Genomic DNA, 16,922 nt, shown 5'->3' with positions numbered 1-16,922 from the left:
ATTCGCTATTAATTCGGGGATTTCTAAAGTTAGCCGGGTATGTGTCCGGCTCGGGCCGGGAGGGTGTCGGACAAGTTTTCTGTTTTGTCTTCAGGCGTTGAAAATCTGCGTATCTAGCTTCTAATCTATGTTCGTTGCCGCACCGACTTTGCTTGGGTTTGTTGATATTGTTCTGGTCAGGCAGCGGGAGAAACTTTCGCGCTTGGTCATGACGTTTTGCTCATGGCTAATTCAGTTGGAGATCATCATGAATAAAGATCAAGTAAAAGGCCGCGTAGAAGAAGTTAAAGGTAAAGTCAAAGAAGCTGCCGGGGTGGTACTGGACGACAAAGAACTGGAATTAAAAGGCAATGTCCAAAAAAATCTTGGCAAGGTCCAATCCGGATTCGGCGATCTGAAACAAGACATCAAGGACGACCTCTAAACAACAGGCTTGAGGCGCCGCATTTCTAGGCGGTTTTCAGAGTTCGTTTTGCCGTCAATGCACGGCAGTTAGTGGAGAAAGATCATGCTTGAAACTATTGCCATCCTGTTTATTATTCTTTGGGCGCTGGGCTTGGTGTCTGCGTACACGCTTGGCGGATTCATTCATCTATTGCTAGTAATCGCGCTTATAGCGATTGTACTTCGCGTAATTCAAGGTCGAAGGGCTTTGTAAGCAGTGGATAGCAAACCTTTGCTGTTATCGATTGCTTGGCTGGGCGGTGCTCCAGGGCTCCTTTTGGAATGGCTAGTCGTGTCATTTTCGATGCGGCTGGTCATGCCGGGTTTAACCAAAATCATTTACGAGAGAACAATATGAGTGCAGTCAAAATCATGGCCACGCTGTTGATTATTGCCGGTGTATTGGGCTTGATGTACGGCGGTTTCAGCTATACCAAGGAAACTCAGCAGGCCACATTTGGCCCGTTCGAGCTGTCGGTAAAAGATACTCAGACTGTCAATGTGCCGGTTTGGGCAGGCATAGCAACCATAGTGGTGGGCAGCGCGTTATTGTTTGCGGCAAGTAGGAAAAATTAGGCTAGCCCATTGCAGGTTGCCAAAAGCAGCTAAACGCTAGTCTAGGCCTTCAGTTTTAATGGTAGTCCTAGTCCCGCGATTGTATCGCCTTGCAATAGTTGGTTTGCTTCGCGATTGTTGAAAGCGTTTCGTCAGCCAGGCTAGCGGTAAGGCGTTGTATAAGGTATGTGCCGAAAGCAAAAGGCTCAGCGCATTACGTAAATGCGTGCTTGCCGCGACTTTGGGATTTTCAGTGGGCCCCGGCAATGGGGCAGGGCGGGGCGGCGTCGGGCATTTGCTGAGTTCGCCTGCTATAAATCCTATGCCGCTTGCCAAAACCAGGGTAGCGGGTGCGGTCATCTGTTTATAGATACTTTCCAGCAGGGAAGTGGTGCGTTTTCCAAGCGACTGGCGACGCTTCAACACTTGCCGTTCCGCGATTTTGATTTGCGAATTTAAGGAGCCGGACGGCTTTATTCGTTGAATCGAAGGCGGTATCATCAGATGATGTCCTTATTGGCATAGTCTTTAGACGCGGGTTTAAGGCTATGCTGTGTGGCCGGGAATTGTAAATAGCGGCTTCGGCGGCGGATCACGCCGAACAGGATTAGTACTAGCAGTAAATTGCCTGCTACTGCCAGAGTAATATGGCACTACTGACCTGAATATCATGTTCGATCAGCCATTGTACTCCGGCGGCCAGTAAGCCTAGCCAGGCGGCACTCAGCAACAAACCGAGCATCACGGTTGCCGCGAGCATCGTGGTCAGGCTTTGGCCGGCCCGCCGCGTTTCCAACGCGGCAAGTCGGAAGCGATCATGGCTTAAACCCTGTAATTCTTCCCACAGCAATTGAATGTCCTCCAACATGCCGACGTCGTTGGACGGCTCGGCATGCATGGCGGACTGTCCGGCACTTTCCTCGGTCCTTGCGGAAGCATTCGGGCCCATGGGTGAAGGCGAATTAGCGGCTGCTCAACAGGCGGCTGAGCAAAAAGCCGCTAGCCACGGCAATACCCAATGCCGTTACCGGATTATCGCGAATATAGACTTGGCAGTTTTTCACGATGCGCTGCTCGGCAGTTTTTAGTTGCTCGCTTTTTTGGTCGAGCGTGTCCGCGGCTTGATGGGAGGCACTGGCGATTTTATCAACCGCCTCGTGGGCGTAATTGGAGGCTTTGTCGATGGTTTCCATAATGATTTCCTGGTTTATTTAAGACGCATATCGTTTTTGACAGACTCTACGCCTTTGACGCTGCGAGCAATTTCCACGGCTTTGTTGATATCGGCCTGGGTGCCGACGAAACCGCTCAATTGCACAACGCCTTTAAAGGTTTCGACATTGATCTGACCAGATCTGAGGTGGGGTTCATCAAACAACATTGCCTTTACCTTGGTGGTAATGACACTGTCGTCGATATATTCGCCGGTACCCTCGTGTTTATGCGTCGAGGCGCAACCGGAGGCAACGAGCAATGTAAGAGCCACAATAAATGCGGCAAACAATCGGCTGAGGTTTTTCATAGGTAATTCTCCCGGAATAAAACTAAAGATGAGGCTGCGCGGCTAATGCTTGGCCGCAATCTTGCGAATACTTGCTAGCGTAATTCGGATGAGCCCGGCGTGGCGGTTTAGGCGACTAACGGACACTCTCGCAAATGCGGCAAATAAAAGCAGGGCTGGGGTGGTGAAACCTTGGATACATCGTAAGCACAAAGCCGGTCTTAGTCGGTGCGTTAGCGAACATACCCAGCAAGCGATGGCCTTTGGACGAGATGGCTTTGGGCAACCCAGTGGCGCAACCCTGGAAATTTATCTGTTTGCCGCTTATGTGCGCTACCGCACCGACGAGGCATTGCTGTTGCGAATAAGCTACTTATGAGCTTATTTACAACAACGCTATCCGTTTCGCGCTACTTATCGTTACGGTATCCGGCGTTAGTTAGCCATTTCGATCTCTACCATAAAGGAACAATTATGCTTAACAGACATGTATTGCCGATAGCCGCCTTAGCCGGTCTGACTATGGTGCCGCAGGCTCAGGTCGCCGACCAAACTCAAGACAAGCGCTGGTATGTAGCGCCGTTCGCGACTTTTATTAACAGTGGCGGCGATAGACGGGCGAGTGACGGTTGGGGTGGCGGTGTCGGTGTTGGTAAAATCATCGATCAACATTTTAACGTCGAGTTAAAAGGCTTTTATCAAGGTTTCGGCGGCGATAACGGCCCTTGGGATTTGGCGGGCGGTAGTGCCGATGTGCAATATTATTTGTTCCGCGATAAATTCTCGCCGTATGCGGTGATCGGTTTGGGCGGCATGAATACATGCGCCTCGGCCAACTGCGGTATCGGTTTTATCGGCGAAGCCGGCGTCGGCGCCAGCTATGAAGTTAACGATAACTTATTGATACGCAGCGATGTACGTTACCGCTACAACAATAATTTCAATGCTCAAGTGCAACCGGGCACCGACGAATTTCACGATATGACCGTCAATCTGGGCGTGGTGATTCCGTTTGGAGACAAACCAAAATATGCGGCAAAAACCGATACGCGCATCGCGCCGCCGCCCATTGGGGCCGCATCCAAACCGGATTGCAGCACGCTCGATTCAGATGCCGATGGCGTCAACGATTGTCTGGATAAATGCCCCGGTACTATCAAGGGCGCCACGGTTGACCTGAACGGTTGTGCGGTTCGATTGATACTTAAAGGTCAGCATTTTAAATACGATTCCGCTGAATTGGGTTTAAATGCCAAGGAACTGCTGGACGGCGTCGCCAAGGACTTGATCGCATTCCCGCAGAAAAATGAAATTCAGGTGCAAGGTCACGCCAGCAGCGAAGGTAGCGACTCCTATAATATGAAGCTATCGCAACGCCGGGCACACTCAGTAGTTGAATATCTGAAATTGAAAGGCGTTTCCAACAAATTGTCCGCAAAAGGCTATGGCGAAACCCAACCCATCGCCGATAACGCCACGGAAGCCGGTAAATCGGAAAATCGTCGGGTCGAGTTGATTTGGATAGAAGAATGATTACCGCTTACTCCAAAATGGCGTAATTGGTGCTAAAAGATAAAGCTCGATGGGTCGTTATTCTTGCCGAAAGATTTTTCGGGCATTCTGCTGGAAAAGATCGCCAAGAAGAGCGCTACCTCAACAGCCTTTGGCCCCCCAAATCGTCCGTGTCACCTCGGGTCAACCAAATAAAGGGATCGAGACTTAGGCTCTCGAATGGGATGATGCCATGTCGAGAAACCTTGCAAGTTGTCTGCTCTTCGTTCCGAAATATCGCCCGGTGCTAAGACTTCTAGTTTTTGATTGGTGTGCCTGTGTAGTAAAAATGTAGTACTGCAAGATAGAAACGACGTTGATATCGGTGCCGCTGTAGTAGAGTTTTAAAATTGCGAGGTCTGTAAGTGGTTGATTTTATTGTTTGATGAAAAGCTCTACGTGACTGGGGGACAAGGGGTCGTGGGTTCGAATCCCGCCGTCCCGACCAAGTTTTTTGAGATTGAATATTGAATAACCCGCAAGTTACTTGACTTGGCGGGTTTTTTATTGCTTGAAAAACTATAGGAATACATGGCGTTTTTGATAATTAATCACTGATTGATCGATAAAGTTAAATTGAATGAATACGGCGGCTAACATTTCGATTTATCAAATATTTGAGACAGGCCTAATCCGATGTTGAGCCGTTTTAGAGATCATATTGTCGTGAATCACCCGGATCAATTATCTCGGCAATGGGCGCAACGTATTGTTGATAGATACGCAACCAGTGCCAAAGTACGTACAGTAGATATTCAATCCGTCAATATTGGCACATCGACGCGCTTGCGGCTAACCGTGAATCATGACGCCATCGGCGTCGTTCCAAGTCGGTGGTTTGTAAAAACGCCGTCGCTGGCAATTAAGTCCAGAGCGATTACCGCCATACCGCGGTTATTGCATAAGGAAGTTCATTTTTATAATTCGCTTTCTCAGGGGGTTCCGGTGAGTGTGCCGCAAATTTTAGCGGCTGAAAGTGTGTTAGGGCGCGGTACTACATTGGTAATGGCGGATTTGGATGAGCTGGGATTTAGGCCCGGGCTTACCGCAGACGCTCTGTCTTTGGAGCAAGCTCAGCAGGTGGTTGAAAAGCTCGCCGGTTTTCATGCTCACTATTGGGGCAATGCTGGGCTGTTGAAAACGCATCGCTGGTTAAACGGTTTTAGTCACAATGTCGAGAATCATATGGGTACCTTACTGGCTGTGCCCTTGATGAAGCGTGGCCTTGATCGCGCAGGGCGCTTGGTGCCCAACAAATTGCGTAGATCCGCGTTGCGCTATGCGGCGGATCGGCGGCGAATCACCAGGATATTGGCAACCGGTGTGCAGACCTTGGTGCATCATGATTGTCATCCAGGCAATCTATTTTGGAATCACTCTGAGCCGGGCTTTCTGGATTGGCAATTGGTGCGGATGGGTGAGGGTGTTAGTGATCTCGCTTATTTTTTAGCGACATCGCTGAAGCCGGAGTCTCGGCGTGCTCATGAAAAACAATTGCTGAAACTATACATGACGGCGTTAGCTAGTCACGGGATTAGCGACTTGGATGAAGAAACGTATTACCAACGCTACCGCGCTCATTTGGTGTATCCGTTCGAAGCGATGATTGTTACCTTGGCTATAGGGGGTATGATGGAGCGCAATAGCAACTTGGAGTTAATTGCGCGCGTTTCAGCGGCGGTTGACGATAACGATAGCTATTCTGCGTTATCTATATAAGTGTTTTTCCCAGCGTTTCTGGAAGGCGGTTATATACTGAATTTGATCTCAGAATTGGGTCGATGCTATTTGGCGGAGAATATCTCGATAGAGAGATAATTTGGCGGGTATATGAACCCACAAAAATTTCAAATAAGTCTTGACTTTATAATTGACTGCTACATCGTTTGTAGCTACGAGAAAATCTATAAGGATTTTTTAATCTCTGTCTTGCTGGTTTCCGCAAGAAGAAAATAAAAATGGTGCGAGGAGAGGAATCGAATAATCGATATTTATTATTGATTTTTAAAGATAAAAAATTCAGAATTTTTCGACATACCAACAAAAATACCAACAAAAATCGTTGCTTGAACGGTTTTAGGTGGTGTTATCTGATACGAGTGCCGAAAATGATCAACGCCGAATCGATTATGAGGGAGCTGGAAAATTTCGTTTACCGGGAGGTGTTTGACGAGCATGGCAAAAAGATCGCGCTCGGCTGTGCGGCGGCATTGTTCGAATGCCTTTGGTTAAACTTCCGCAAACAAACGCTTTATGTGCCTTCGGCGGATAAACAAAATTCGGTTTTGCAAGAGCGAAACAAGGCGATTTGGCGAGAGTTCAACGGCAACAACCATGCCGAATTGTCGATCAAATACCGGCTGAGTCTTCAGCAAATCTATAGCATCACTCGCCGGATGCGGGCTAATCCATCGGGACGCGGCAATAGAGCCGGCCGGCCTTGTGCCGAGGCCAAAGATAAACCCCTGATCTTGCAAGTGCTGGAAGAGTATTTGCCGCCTGAACTGGCGAAGTGCGGCCTATCCATCGAACAGGCCAGCGCGTTGGCGGATGGCATAGCCGGTTTTCTATGTCAAAGCTTTCCGGGGGTATCGATTCGCATCACCGACACCCTAAAAGCCTTCCGGGAAGCGGCCGCACTGCCGGCGGCGTCCTAACTCGATTTATCCCGCCAAATCCCACAATATCCCGTTTTAATTAGCCAAGACGCAACCGACAAGCCGCCTTGTTGCCGTACTGAAGCGCAAACGCTTACGATGAACCAGATCCGGCAGGCGCGGGCGGCAAAACAAGCCGCTATTCGTACCACCCGGCCCCATGCCGTCGCAAGCCAACCGACGCGGCTTCAGTTCATTGCACGATGATCCACTCGCCGCTCTGGATGCGGTCTTCGATGTCTGACGACGGCTCACGGTAGGCGGCGGCCACCGTGTTCAAGTTGCCATCGTCTTTCCGCACCCGATACCCCAATGCGATGACAATACGGGTTTCGCCTTGGCCGCTGGCGACGTAAACAATCATGCCGGTACGGTTGTCATAATAGGTCGTGGCCTTGTCGATCAAACCCGGTAATTGTGCCCATTCCATCGGTTTAAGCGGCTGTTTTCCGGTTTCCTCGTCGTGTTCGAAAACTAGGCGACCATCAACCGCGATTTCAGCGCTTTGCGGAGCGGGCTTATTTTGGGCTGCCAATGCCGCCAATACGACAGGCGCCAGGGCGCCAATCAAGCAACGGCTGTTGCGGCTTCTCCGGCTTGACGATCCAGGCGCTTATGGTTTCGGCCCATATCTTGCGGTTCTCATCGGCCAAGGCCGGTTTCAAGGCTTTCCACATTTCCGCGCCGAGTGCCGCCGGGAAGCGCATCAATTTTTCGTCGATCAACGTTTTGAGTTCAACCGAACGACTGGCGCATGGGGCATAGTCCCAACCGAAGTCGATGCCGTTGGGGACTTGGTGAGTATTGCCGAAACGGTCGGTTTCCGTTCTATAGCCATCGTTCGGTGTGGTTTGCCCCGTGTACTCGCTGGCCGGAACCGCGACCACGCGGCAACGGCATCCCCAACCGTTGGGCGGGTAGTGGGTTAGCCACCAAGGGGCATCGTGTCTCAAAACCAAGCCATTCCAACTTTGATGCAATGGCCGTGGATGGCGTACGGTTTCGTTATGCACGTATTTCCAGTACGGCCTACGTTTCAACAAATCCGGGTCGTTGAGTTGTCGCCAACGGCCGGCGGCATAAGCGGTCGAAAGATTGGTTCGATAAATCACCCGCGCCCGCCAATCGCGTTTAGCGTTAGTGCCGACGCCACCCCAACCGTTCTTCGCCACGATACTGGCAAATTCCTTGCGAAACCATTGGATACTTTTGCCTTCGGCCATGGTTTTAGCGAGGGCTTGATGGATGTCGTTCAGCAGGTCGGCCTTCATCACGCCGGCAACGACGAAAGCGCGGTCGTGGGCGCTTTTCAGCAGATCGTTGTAATGCTCGGTCGGCAACAAGACCTTTTCGCGGAACAACTTGATTTGTTCACTGAACGGTTTATCGAATTTGCCGTTACTGCCGGCGCCAAACGCGCGTTGCGTGGGTGATTGTTGGGATGCCATTGGGTTACCTGATTGGGATAGCTGGGGAATGGAAATTATAGGGGTGGTCGACGTCGAAGCGCGACACGCCGGCATGGTGCCAAGTTACCGCGCCGTTTCAAGCCGTGCCGGTACCAGTGACATTTCGTAACGTTAAGGCCCGCAATGAGGCCGACACGCGCCGGCGCTGGAAGTCGTTTTTCCGCAAGCGGTAATGGGCCTGTTTGCAGGCGGGTGAGCAGAACTTGGGTTTTCGGCCTTTTCCGGCTGGCTCGATAATTCGGAAACAATACAGGCAATGCGTTGTCTCGGTTTCGCCAGTGGGCTTGCCTGGTTGTGACTTCGCTGCGGCGGCCGGATTCCGGACGGTCACGGTTGTGACTCGCCGGCTGTCTTTGCCGCCTGGTCGGTCAAGCTTTGCCGACGGCGCTGCATACGCTTACGACAAGCCGGTGTGGCGAACAATGCGCGACCGGCGACGGTTCTACCGCAACTGCAACTGCAAACCCGCACCTGATCGGGCGCGGCGGCCGACAGTACGGCTTTTGCCAAGGCCCGCGCCATCGGTAGCGGTACGCCGTTGCCGACGGCGCGGTAACGGGCGGCCAGTGTCAGGCTCGGCAACTCGATAGCGCCGGGCAAGCCTTGCAACCTGCAAAAGTCCGGCCAAGACCGCTTGCCGGGGCGCTTGCCTTCGGAAGCCGTGCAGCATGGGTGACTCTGCCGCGACTTCGGCCCGCGCGGCACGGTAATCAAACAACCGTCACGGTGGCCGAATTGAAAATGTCGCTGGCGGTTTTGCACAAGGCCCAATTCGCGGGCGTTGATGTCGATGCGCTGGTGGGAATAGCCGGCAATCACCACGTCAGGTACGCCGGGAACATTTTCCAGCAGCCACCATGCCGGCCGCGCCTCGTTCACCACGCGGACGAACTCCGCCAACATCGCCAAGCCGTAGCCCGTAGGTTCGCCGCGCCGGGCTTTGGAAAAGTCCGGGCACGGCGGCCCGCCGATAACGCCATCGAAACGGCCGGCCGGTACGTGAAAGCCTCGCACGTCGCCGCCGAACAGCAAATCAGGCCCGCGCACCACGGAAAAGCCTTCTTCCTCGAATCCCCGTCCCAGCAAATCGATACCCGGAAACAGCGACAGCAACAATTGTGACGCTGCCGGCGCTAACGGAAGACGTCCGGTCACGGCGTTGGATTGTGACGGGCCCAGGTTGACGCGGCATCGAGGCGTCACGGCATCCGATTGTGACGTGGCCAGGCGGATTTGACCTTGAATAGTCACGGCGTTAGTGTTTGTTTGGCTCATGGCGCTGTCAGTTGTACGGGTCGAATAAATCGGCTTGCGGGCTGGTGTCCGGCAATAGCGGCATTAGTTCGTCTTTGTGTCGGTGCAATGCCTCGAACAGCACGTCTGCGCTATCGCGCCATTTGCGGCCGCCGTCGTAGCACAGAAACGGGCCTTCCCGATGTAGTTCGACGCCGGCACGGCGGCAAAGTTGGATGAACTCGGCAGGGTTAAAACGCATGATGTCCCCCTTGGCTTTCGGATAACAAAAAGGCAATCCGCGTTTCGATTCGTCGGATTGCCGAAGATGGTTTAGTGCAGTCGCGGATGGCTAAACTTTCTTGTTCGCCGCCTTTGGTTTGGGCCGGTCTGGTGGGTGAGTTTCTGCCGGCCGCTCGTGAAAACCGTGTGAAAAAGATGCGGAGAAATTATTTAATTCCGCAGGCCGCGCCGGCTCTGGGTTTACGCCGTTTTCATCAACTGCGGAGAATTGCGGAGTATTTCCGTTTTTGCCCATTTCATCCGAAATACTCCGCATTTTCTCCGCAGTGGGTAAATCACCCTCCAGCCCAAACGCGGCGCGGCTTGCGGATTTATTTATTTTCTCCGCACTATTTTGCAACGTGTAAATCGTCTTTGGTCGGCCGCGGCCACCGTTTTTGGCTTCGGTTTGCACGATTTTTGGCGGATTTTCGGCCAGCAAATAGCGTAAGGCGGCGTCGATTTTCTGGCTGGTGCTGTGCTTTTGAAAACAGTCGTTGGTCAACTCCCACTTGCTCGAACCTTCCGGCCGCAAGCGCAAAAACGCCAAAATCTTCGCCGCCTGTTGCCGGGTTTCGGCTTGGCGCGGGTCGCTGGCTTTGTCGGCAAACACGAACTTGACCGTTTGCAAGGCGTAATCCGTCCAGGCCAGCGCCGTTTCGAGGTGGCAAACCTCAATCACCCGCGTTTGATCGGTCAGCGCGAACAGCATAGCCAGCCGAAGCGCATAGGGCGCACGGCGGGCCACCAGTGATGCTACAAACTCGTTATCAATTGGCCGGCGTAAAGACGGGTAGGCTTCCGCGTAACGCTGCTTGGCCGCTTGGCTCAGCATCATTTCCAGGCCGTTATGGCTGTTGGGATAGCCGCCCTTAGCAAAGTGAAGAATGTCCATCACCCGGCCGGCCAAGTCCTCGATAATCCGCTCCGGGGTCGGCTTTGGGAACGGTTCGAAGCCGACGTTTTCCGCCCACACCATCAAAAACCGATTGGCGAAACCATTGGTCATTTCTCCGGCGCTGAGCATCTTGTTCAGTTCGGCCGGGGTAATGTTGGCATGAATACCGATATGCGGATTGGTCACGCCGACGGTTTTGCTCTTGGTGGCCGGCTTGATGTCGCCGCCGTCCCAGACTTCCCGAATCGCCGAAGACAAGGTATTGCCCTCGCGTTTGGATTGGTGCAACACGTTGGCAAACTCGCTTTCAATCACCCACAAGCGTTTGTCGACGATGGCCGGCGATTCGCCGAAACCGTCGTGGATCATCGCCGCCAAACCTTCCCGCGTGGACAGGCCGCCACTGTGAAAACGGCCCAGCAAGGCGGCGTCCTTGGCTTCGATGTACCGGCGGATACGGTGAACCAACTGCTGAGAATCGCCCTTGCCGCCGCTCGAAGATCGGCCGATGTGCATGGTGAACAGCCTTGGGTGGTGAAAGGTGTTGTTGATGAGCAGAAAGCTATCGCGGCCGGCATTGGCCCCCAAAAACGACAGCATCACCATCGCCGCCGCGACCGGGTTAATCTCGGTACCGTCGGCCGCCACCCGCGCCACCTCGCCGACGAAGCCGTAAAACATGGCCGGCGTCGGTTGCGGTGGCGCGATGATGGCATCCTCGACAAACTCTTCTTCCTGGAAGCCTTCCAGCATTTCGCCTAGAAAATCCTCGTTCTCAGGTACCGCCTTGGTGCTGCCGTATTTGCGGGCACGTTTCACGGCCTTTTCGGTAATGGGCTTGGTCAAGGCCTCCAGCGCGGCCAGTTTGTCGAGGTTGCTCATGGTTTAGGCCTCCCCGGTCGCCGCCGCATCGGCCAGGCGCGCCGACAACCTGCCGGCGGCCATCGCTACCGCGTCCGCGTAGCTCATCGACCGCGTGCGACGAATTTCCCCCGCCTCGCGGTGTACGTCGGCATGGTAGGCGGCTTGCTTGGGGTCATCGATTTGGTTGGCGCGGTCAACCAAATCACTGTTGACGTTCTCCATGTGGCCGATGGCTTCTTCCGCCAGTTGCGCTAGGTTTTGAATCAAGGCGCCGACGCTGACCAAGTCATCCTTGCACAATTCGGAAGGATTGGCGGCCACCATCAAGCCGCCGATGCCTTGCAAGCCCCACAAGCATTGATTTTGCACGTATTCCAATTGCTGTTTGCAATGCTGCAAGCCGTTTGCATCGGTTGCAAATTGCGTTTCCCGCTGGCCCTTACTGCGTAGGATTAAGCCCAGGCCGAATACATCGGAAAACGCCCGATGATTTAATTCCAGGGCAATAGGCGCTTCGGCGTCTTGACGGGTCAACGTGGTGTTGATGGTGTTTTTCATGCTTTGCCCTCCATGACCATTTCGGCAAACTGCTCGAACAGCTCGCCGCCGTTGTGGAAATACTGGTGAACCTCCTTGACCGTGGCGCGGGCGTCCAGGGTCAACACGGCCAGGCAGTCGGTGAACAAGTCCAGATCGAGGCCGCGTAGCGCGGTTAGGTTGAAGGGGAAGCGGTAGCCGTTGTACAGGCCCAGCAGAAACAAGCGCACCGTGGCGGCTTGGCCGGTGTCGCGCCGGGCGATTTTTGCCAAACGCTGCAAGGCCGGAAGACCGGCGGCTATAACGGTTTCGCGTTCGATTTCTTGGGCGCGGATTTGCGCCAGGAAGTCGTTGACGGCATCGCCTTGCTGCTTGGGGTGGAAATGGACGGTCGCGGCGTGTGGCGTGTCTACGGCTGGATTTTGAGCGGTTTCATTCAATCCATTGGCTTGGGCTTCCAGGCGAACATCGCGGTAATGGTCGATATGACCACAAGGATTGTTCCAGCCGTCGCACTGAACCGGCAAAGCGCCGTCATAGCTTTGTGTTCTGAACGTGTCGCCACGCGGGCCGCCGCATTCCGGGCAAGTCCAATGCAGTTTAACGGTGACCGTTAAAAGGCCAGAATGATTAGAACAAGCGGGGATGGTGACAAAACGGGGTTCGGCATCGATAGCCGGATTTTGGGCGCATTGGCCCGGTGCTGGGGTATTCATAGCGATTTATCCTGAATCAAGAGTGATAAACCGCCGCCGATACTTTCCACGGTACGGGCGACGGGATGCAATGGGGTGGAAATACCGGATTCAGGCACCGGCCAGCCTTGCGGCTGCCCACTGCACCCCGCCATAACAGACGCTGCAAGGCTTGTGCCATGCCAAAACGAAGGGCATAAAAAAACGCCATGATGCGGCGTCTTTACGCCTGAATAACTCGGGTTTCCACGCCCGGTTGCCACTGTGGTGGCAACGGCGCAAATCATGGCCGGGTTACGGCGTGGTGTCAAGATGGTGTAACGAAAAGACATTGAAAATAGCCCTTGCGGCGCGCATAATGCGCCGCGCTGGTGGTTGTGGGTATCGGGTTCACAGTCAGGCAAAGGCCTCGCTAAGTTGGCGCTTAGCGGGGCTTTTTTGTGTCCGGTTGCCAGTTTTCCGGCAAGTGATAGCGGGCAATGCCGTTGCCTTTGTCCTGCTCGGTGATGATCGGCAAACCGCCGTCCCGCAAGCGCTTGATGATGGCGGCCAAGCGGGTAATGCCCAGACCGAACGCCATTACCGAATCGACGCGGGCACCGGCCAGCAAGGCGGATTTGATGGCGGTTGCTTGGGTTGGTTTGCGGTCGCTCATCGCTCGCCCTCCCCAGTTCCCAAAGGGCCGAAAATCGACTTTTGCAAGGATTCGATGCGGCGGGTGAGTAGCTCCCGCTGCACCAGATACGCCCCCAGTTTTTCCAACTTGCCGGAGTTGGCCGCAAGCGCCTCGCTGGACAATCCCAGCTCCAGCAAGCCGCCATGCACCGAGCGTAAGGCTTGAGCAAAGCGGCCGATGGTCGATTTCGAATAGCGGGTTCCGGTGGCCTGCTTTAGCCAGTCGGCAATGCTTTCGTAACGCTCGGCCGAGCCGAGAATTCTACTCATCAGCTCGGTTTTGACCGCCTCCGGCAGGCGGTCGAGTTTGGTTAATCTCGCCATTACGCCGCCTCCTTGGCTTTCAGCCAGGCTAGAACGTCATCGGCCTTCCAGACGGTTACCTTCTCGGATAGCTTGATGGGGCGCGGAAATTTGCCTTGCCGGACAAGCCGCCATATTTGGTTTTTGGAAATGCCCAGGCGTGGAGCCAGCACGGAAACGCGCAGGTTATAGCCTGATTGGAGTGGGTCGGTTTTGGGGTTGGTTTGCACCATGTTTTTTGTCATTGTGCCCTCCTTTGGGCGACTGGTTACTGACAAGACACATGGTGTGGAATTGAAACGGTTGTTTGGCCGAAGCTCGGTCGGTTTTTGACCGAATCGGCCAATAATCTAGGATTTATGCGGCTTTGCGCTTGGGAAGCGTCTGGAAGCTTCGGTCAAATAATTTCGAATGGTGTCAGGATCGGTTTTCAAACCTGGTATGTTTTCCAAGGCGGCTGCAATACTTCCCGAGTTCCCGCCTGTCGCTTTATTTTTCTGAGCATCTGGATCGTACTTATAAGCATCGATAGCCATGCCCAAAATGATTTTCAGCAGTGAATTTATCCTGTCGTCGGGCCTACCTTCTTCGAGGTTGGGAACTGCAGATTTGTTTTGAATGGGGTCTTGGTTTAAACGCATTTCAGGGAAAAGAAATTTTGGTTTTTGGCCTTTGGATTCGGCCCAGTTTTTTAAGTCAGCGCGGTTTATCTGAACAACAATTGAATATCTTGGCTCATCTCTTCTTCCCATAGTGCCCATGAAATCATCCAAATCCCTTTGTAAACTGCTTTTATAAGTTGGCTCATCTTGAATTTTGAAGATGCCCGCCTGTAGTTCGCGATTATTGACCGCCATATTTATTTCAAAGTGCTTTGCTTTGTAACCAGAATTAAATTTCGTGGATTCATCATCTGGATTTAGCTCCATCCACAAAGCAGCTGCTAGCTCCAATGGGAATTCGCCTAATGCGTCGTAAGTTTGGTAATCAATCATTCCGCCTTTCCCGGTCTGCCTTTCAAGAGGAAAACCGCGCCACTGGGTGAAAGGTTGCCCAGGTTCGCCCCGTCGGGCTAGGCGCGGTTTATTCGGGTTACAGCTTTGCCTGTAATTGCTTGTCCATCGTCAATAGCTCAAGGTCGTGAAAGCTCGCCGTGGCGCCAATAATGGAGTCCGGTAGTTTGGTTTTGTGCCGGCGCCGAAAGCGAATCGCTTGTTCTTCCACGTCTTCGGTAATGCTCAGGCGGGCCATTCTGTTCAGCAGGGCATGAATCGCGGTTTCTTCGGTTGGCGTGATGCCGGGAAAACTCAATAATTCCATGCGGGTGATGGCGCTATAGGCGCATTGGCCGATATGCACCCGCTTGGCCTGCATCAAGTCGATTACCGCCGGACTGTGTTGGTACATGCCGATGATGATGTTGGTATCCAGCAAGTATTTAATCCCATTCATCGCGCATGGCCTTTTGAACGTCCAGCGGGTTGCCGGTGAAGCTTGGCAACGGCGGCAAGGTGGCGATGATGTCGGCCATTAATACGGACTCGCTAGCCGATTCCGCCGACTTGGCAAGGTAATCGGCCAAGGCCTGCTTGATGAGTTGGCCGGCGTCTTGGTGGTCGCGGGCGGCCAGTTTCGCCAGTAAGCCGGCGGTTTCGTCGTCGAGTTCCAGGGTTAGCATGGGCTTTTCTCCTTGCGGTTATGCGCTCTTACGTTGAAACGGCACAACGGCCGCGCCTTCCTTCAAGCTATCCAGGTAGTCGGCCCACCATTGCAACATCTTCACCCGTTCCGGCAAGTATTGCGCCCGGTTGTAGGCGGCGCGGACGCTGTTTTGCTCGCCGTGGGCAAGCTGGCGCTCGATGGCGTCGGGGTGGAATAGGTGGGCTTCGTTGAGCCGGGTAGATGCCATGCCCCGAAAGCCGTGGGCGGTCATTTCGGCGCCGGTGTAACCCAATCGCCGCAAAGCGCCGGTGATGGTGTTCTCGGACATGGGCCGGGCGTTACTGCGTACCGACGGAAACACGAAGCGGCTGTTGCTGGTTAGCGGCTTGATTTCCTCGAAGATGGTAAGGGCTTGCCGCGATAGCGGGATGATGTGTTCCTCGCGCATCTTCATTTTGGCCGCAGGGATGCGCCATTCTGCCCGCTCCAGGTCGATTTCGGACCATTCCGCCTTTCGCACCTCGCCAGGTCGCAACATGACCAAGAACGACAGGCGCAACGCGCATCGGGTGGCAAAGTGGCCGGTGTAGTCCTCACAGGCTCGCAACAGGGCGCCGATTTGAACAGGGTCGGTAATGGCGGCGTGGTGTTTGACGGTGGTGGGCACGAATGCGCCCTGCAGATCGGGGACCGGGTTTCTAACGGCCCGGCCGGTGGCGATGGCATAGCGGAATACCTGCCCAATAGACCGCTTGGCTTTTTTGGCAATCTCGTTGGCTCCGCGTTGCTCAATGCGCTTAACCACGGCCAGCACGTCGGGGGCTTCTATGTTGGTTATCGGCATCCGGCCGAGCCACGGGAAAACGTCTTTCTCGAAATTGGTTAGGGTTTTTTGGGCGTGGTCTTCGGTTTTGTTCGCCATGTGGGTTTCGTGCCATTCGCGGGCGATGACTTCGAAGCTGTTGGCGGCGGCGTCTTGGCTGGCTGCTTTGGCCGCTTTTTTGGCGGTCGACGGGTCGATGCCGTTGGCAAGCTGCTTTTTGGCCTCTTCGCGCTTGGTTCTGGCGTCGGCCAGGCCGACGCTCGGATACTCGCCAATCGCTAACGTTTTTTGCTTGCCGGCGAAGCGGTAGGCTAACCGCCATAATTTGCTACCGTGAGGCGTGACCAGTAAAAACAGACCTCCGCCGTCACTGATCTTTTGCGGTTTTTCGGTGGGTTTGGCTTTGCGTATTTCGGTATCGGTCAGCATGGCGAACGCTCCATGAATGACGCCAGTTACAGGCGGTTTTGTTGGTATCGGGTGAGGGCATGATGGCAGATACCAACAAAAAAACCAACAGATTGTTGGTTCTTTGGTGGTGTTAGGTGTTACTACGTGGAGCATAAAAAAACCCGCTAAGCCTTGCAGCTTGCGGGTTCTGTTGTCAGATGTTACCACCTGAAACTGTAATATGGTGCCGAGGAGAGGACTTGAACCTCCACAGGGTTACCCCTACTAGCACCTGAAGCTAGCGCGTCTACCAATTTCACCACCTCGGCATTACTTATCTAGGTAAGTAATTTAGTTATTATAAGTGTATGGATGGGATGTGT

The 16,922-nt window shown here is 53.7% G+C and carries 25 protein-coding genes and 1 tRNA gene; 7 read left to right on the top strand and 19 right to left on the bottom strand.

The features are described 5' to 3' along the window. Positions 1-247: 247 nt before the first annotated feature. The 3 genes from ACH5Y9_RS10775 to ACH5Y9_RS10765 all read left to right on the top strand — a co-directional run bounded on the left by ACH5Y9_RS10775 (position 248) and on the right by ACH5Y9_RS10765 (position 1,020). Entirely contained in the window at positions 248-424 is a 177-nt protein-coding gene (locus tag ACH5Y9_RS10775; protein ID WP_445369605.1) for a CsbD family protein, read from the top strand. Positions 425-508: 84 nt separating this feature from the next. After that, a complete protein-coding gene (locus ACH5Y9_RS10770) occupies positions 509-658 on the top strand; it encodes a lmo0937 family membrane protein (protein ID WP_445369604.1) in 150 nt (49 codons plus the stop codon). A gap of 140 nt (positions 659-798) precedes the next feature. Next, complete coding sequence (locus ACH5Y9_RS10765; protein ID WP_445369603.1) at positions 799-1,020, top strand: hypothetical protein; 222 nt, start codon at positions 799-801, stop codon at positions 1,018-1,020. A 610-nt stretch (positions 1,021-1,630) separates the two neighbouring features. Here the strand turns inward: ACH5Y9_RS10765 and ACH5Y9_RS10760 are convergent. Genes ACH5Y9_RS10760 through ACH5Y9_RS10750 form a run of 3 tightly spaced genes read right to left on the bottom strand, consistent with a single transcriptional unit; the run spans position 1,631 to position 2,521 of the window. Continuing rightward, complete coding sequence (locus ACH5Y9_RS10760) at positions 1,631-1,948, bottom strand: hypothetical protein (protein ID WP_445369602.1); 318 nt, start codon at positions 1,946-1,948, stop codon at positions 1,631-1,633. 13 nt (positions 1,949-1,961) lie between these two features. Continuing rightward, positions 1,962-2,192, bottom strand: a complete 231-nt coding sequence (locus tag ACH5Y9_RS10755) for a DUF883 family protein (RefSeq protein WP_036278503.1) — start codon at positions 2,190-2,192, stop codon at positions 1,962-1,964. A gap of 14 nt (positions 2,193-2,206) precedes the next feature. Next, positions 2,207-2,521, bottom strand: a complete 315-nt coding sequence (locus ACH5Y9_RS10750; RefSeq protein WP_445369601.1) for a BON domain-containing protein — start codon at positions 2,519-2,521, stop codon at positions 2,207-2,209. A 163-nt stretch (positions 2,522-2,684) separates the two neighbouring features. On the opposite strand from ACH5Y9_RS10750, the gene ACH5Y9_RS10745 reads away from it, so the two are divergent. The 4 genes from ACH5Y9_RS10745 to ACH5Y9_RS10730 all read left to right on the top strand — a co-directional run bounded on the left by ACH5Y9_RS10745 (position 2,685) and on the right by ACH5Y9_RS10730 (position 6,708). After that, positions 2,685-2,879, top strand: a complete 195-nt coding sequence (locus ACH5Y9_RS10745; protein ID WP_445369600.1) for a hypothetical protein — start codon at positions 2,685-2,687, stop codon at positions 2,877-2,879. Positions 2,880-2,974: 95 nt separating this feature from the next. After that, complete coding sequence (locus tag ACH5Y9_RS10740) at positions 2,975-4,033, top strand: OmpA family protein (RefSeq protein WP_445369599.1); 1,059 nt, start codon at positions 2,975-2,977, stop codon at positions 4,031-4,033. A gap of 684 nt (positions 4,034-4,717) precedes the next feature. Next, positions 4,718-5,770, top strand: coding sequence for a phosphotransferase (locus ACH5Y9_RS10735; RefSeq protein ID WP_445369598.1), 1,053 nt, complete (start codon positions 4,718-4,720; stop codon positions 5,768-5,770). Positions 5,771-6,159: 389 nt separating this feature from the next. Then, the gene (locus tag ACH5Y9_RS10730) at positions 6,160-6,708 is read left to right on the top strand and encodes a Mor transcription activator family protein (protein WP_319961522.1); all 549 of its coding nucleotides are present in this window, start codon (positions 6,160-6,162) and stop codon (positions 6,706-6,708) included. Between the two features lie 193 nt (positions 6,709-6,901). Here the strand turns inward: ACH5Y9_RS10730 and ACH5Y9_RS10725 are convergent, their stop codons facing one another. From ACH5Y9_RS10725 to ACH5Y9_RS10650, 16 genes are all read right to left on the bottom strand, one after another. After that, the gene (locus ACH5Y9_RS10725) at positions 6,902-7,243 is read right to left on the bottom strand and encodes a hypothetical protein (protein ID WP_445369597.1); all 342 of its coding nucleotides are present in this window, start codon (positions 7,241-7,243) and stop codon (positions 6,902-6,904) included. After that, entirely contained in the window at positions 7,227-8,156 is a 930-nt protein-coding gene (locus ACH5Y9_RS10720; protein ID WP_445369596.1) for a phage head morphogenesis protein, read from the bottom strand. The genes ACH5Y9_RS10725 and ACH5Y9_RS10720 overlap by 17 nt, the downstream gene beginning before the upstream one ends. Positions 8,157-8,504: 348 nt before the next feature. Continuing rightward, entirely contained in the window at positions 8,505-9,452 is a 948-nt protein-coding gene (locus ACH5Y9_RS10715; protein ID WP_319961520.1) for a DNA cytosine methyltransferase, read from the bottom strand. A 7-nt stretch (positions 9,453-9,459) separates the two neighbouring features. After that, positions 9,460-9,672, bottom strand: a complete 213-nt coding sequence (locus tag ACH5Y9_RS10710; RefSeq protein ID WP_319961519.1) for a hypothetical protein — start codon at positions 9,670-9,672, stop codon at positions 9,460-9,462. A gap of 90 nt (positions 9,673-9,762) precedes the next feature. Next, positions 9,763-11,472 (bottom strand): DUF3987 domain-containing protein, encoded by a 1,710-nt coding sequence (locus ACH5Y9_RS10705; RefSeq protein ID WP_445369595.1) that lies wholly within the window; start codon positions 11,470-11,472, stop codon positions 9,763-9,765. Positions 11,473-11,475: 3 nt separating this feature from the next. Then, complete coding sequence (locus ACH5Y9_RS10700; protein ID WP_319961517.1) at positions 11,476-12,012, bottom strand: hypothetical protein; 537 nt, start codon at positions 12,010-12,012, stop codon at positions 11,476-11,478. After that, positions 12,009-12,707 (bottom strand): DUF7673 family protein, encoded by a 699-nt coding sequence (locus ACH5Y9_RS10695; RefSeq protein WP_445369594.1) that lies wholly within the window; start codon positions 12,705-12,707, stop codon positions 12,009-12,011. The genes ACH5Y9_RS10700 and ACH5Y9_RS10695 overlap by 4 nt, the downstream gene beginning before the upstream one ends. Then, on the bottom strand, positions 12,704-12,841 hold the full coding sequence (locus ACH5Y9_RS10690) for a hypothetical protein (protein WP_319961515.1): 138 nt from the start codon (positions 12,839-12,841) through the stop codon (positions 12,704-12,706). Before ACH5Y9_RS10690 ends, ACH5Y9_RS10695 begins: the two co-directional genes overlap by 4 nt. Before the next feature lie 269 nt (positions 12,842-13,110). Next, on the bottom strand, positions 13,111-13,341 hold the full coding sequence (locus ACH5Y9_RS10685; RefSeq protein WP_319961514.1) for a helix-turn-helix domain-containing protein: 231 nt from the start codon (positions 13,339-13,341) through the stop codon (positions 13,111-13,113). Beyond that, positions 13,338-13,685, bottom strand: coding sequence for a phage protein Gp27 family protein (locus ACH5Y9_RS10680; protein ID WP_319961513.1), 348 nt, complete (start codon positions 13,683-13,685; stop codon positions 13,338-13,340). Before ACH5Y9_RS10680 ends, ACH5Y9_RS10685 begins: the two co-directional genes overlap by 4 nt. Further along, positions 13,685-13,909, bottom strand: a complete 225-nt coding sequence (locus ACH5Y9_RS10675) for a helix-turn-helix transcriptional regulator (protein WP_319961512.1) — start codon at positions 13,907-13,909, stop codon at positions 13,685-13,687. The genes ACH5Y9_RS10680 and ACH5Y9_RS10675 overlap by 1 nt, the downstream gene beginning before the upstream one ends. A 105-nt stretch (positions 13,910-14,014) precedes the next feature. Next, complete coding sequence (locus ACH5Y9_RS10670) at positions 14,015-14,659, bottom strand: hypothetical protein (protein WP_319961511.1); 645 nt, start codon at positions 14,657-14,659, stop codon at positions 14,015-14,017. 97 nt (positions 14,660-14,756) lie between these two features. Continuing rightward, complete coding sequence (locus ACH5Y9_RS10665) at positions 14,757-15,116, bottom strand: type II toxin-antitoxin system VapC family toxin (RefSeq protein WP_319961510.1); 360 nt, start codon at positions 15,114-15,116, stop codon at positions 14,757-14,759. Beyond that, the gene (locus tag ACH5Y9_RS10660) at positions 15,103-15,342 is read right to left on the bottom strand and encodes a ribbon-helix-helix protein, CopG family (RefSeq protein WP_319961509.1); all 240 of its coding nucleotides are present in this window, start codon (positions 15,340-15,342) and stop codon (positions 15,103-15,105) included. The genes ACH5Y9_RS10665 and ACH5Y9_RS10660 overlap by 14 nt, the downstream gene beginning before the upstream one ends. Positions 15,343-15,360: 18 nt before the next feature. Continuing rightward, positions 15,361-16,578 (bottom strand): tyrosine-type recombinase/integrase, encoded by a 1,218-nt coding sequence (locus tag ACH5Y9_RS10655; protein WP_445369593.1) that lies wholly within the window; start codon positions 16,576-16,578, stop codon positions 15,361-15,363. A gap of 203 nt (positions 16,579-16,781) precedes the next feature. Next, positions 16,782-16,868, bottom strand: a tRNA-Leu gene (locus ACH5Y9_RS10650). Between the last annotated feature and the right edge of the window lie 54 nt (positions 16,869-16,922).

This window comes from Methylomonas sp. BW4-1 (assembly GCF_052474385.1).
The sequence above is the reverse complement of the archived record's forward strand: the minus strand, read 5'-3'. Positions and strand labels throughout refer to the sequence as shown.